1 protein-coding gene is annotated in these 1,172 nt (G+C 45.1%); it reads right to left on the bottom strand.

What is annotated here, in order from left to right:
• Positions 1-1,172: ATP-binding protein (locus tag AC1RNS_RS26425; protein WP_492996777.1), on the bottom strand; the 1,172-nt coding region annotated here is incomplete at both ends.

The following is a 1,172-nucleotide window of genomic DNA, read 5'->3' as shown; positions in this document are numbered from 1 at the left end:
CGAATACGGAATTCTTTTAAGTTACGGTCCATTTTCGCAGCAGCTTCTTTAAACGACATTCCTGATGTTGAAATTTTCACCAGTAGGGAATCATAGTATGGTGTCACAACAGCGCCCTGGAAACCATTCCCTGCATCTAGTCGGACCCCAAAGCCACCACTCGAACGATACACCATTAGCTTCCCTGTATCGGGCATAAAATCATTGGCAGGGTCTTCTGTTGTCACACGCGCCTGAATAGCATAGCCAATCATTGGCATCTCTTCCTGCTTAGGCAGATGAATTTCTTCACTGTGCAGCGCATAGCCTGCCGCCACCTTAATTTGCGTGTGCACGATATCGATACCCGTAATCATTTCTGTAATGGTATGCTCCACTTGAATACGAGGGTTGACCTCGATGAAATAAAAATCTTCACCCGCTACTAAAAATTCCACTGTCCCAGCATTTATGTACGAGACATTTTTCATTAGCTGCACAGCCGCCTCACAAATTCGATTTCTTAAATTTTCTGAAATTGAATTCGATGGCGCGATTTCAACGACCTTTTGATGACGACGCTGAATCGAACAATCACGCTCATAGAGATGCACGATATTGCCCTGTTGATCGCCAATAATTTGAACCTCAATATGCTTTGGCTTGATGATTGCCTTCTCTACATACACCTCATCCGAGCCAAAAGCAGCCTTTGCCTCCGATTTTGCTCGTTCATAAGAAGAAGCAAGCTCTTCTGATGTATGCACAAGACGCATCCCGCGACCACCACCACCAAGTGCTGCCTTAATCATAACTGGATAGCCATAAGTGCTGGCAAATGCCTCTACCTCTGCTAAATCGGCGACAGGGCCATCTGTCCCAGGAATAACAGGAATCCCGGCAGCAATGGCTTGCGAACGTGCTTTAACCTTATCTCCAAACATATCTAAATGTTCAGAAGTAGGTCCAATAAACACAATGCCCTCCTGCTCACAACGACGTGCAAATTCTACGTTTTCTGATAAAAAACCATACCCTGGATGAATGGCATCCACACCAGCATCTTTAGCAATCCTTATAATGCCCTCAATATCTAAATAAGCATCAATCGGCTTTTTACCCGCCCCTACTAGATAGGCCTCATCTGCTTTAAAGCGATGGAAGGCGCCACTATCCTCTCGTGAATAAATGGC

Source organism: Lysinibacillus sp. GW821-FHT14F06, assembly GCF_058803665.1.
Note: the sequence above shows the minus strand (reverse complement) of the source record. Positions and strands in the feature narration are given on the sequence as shown.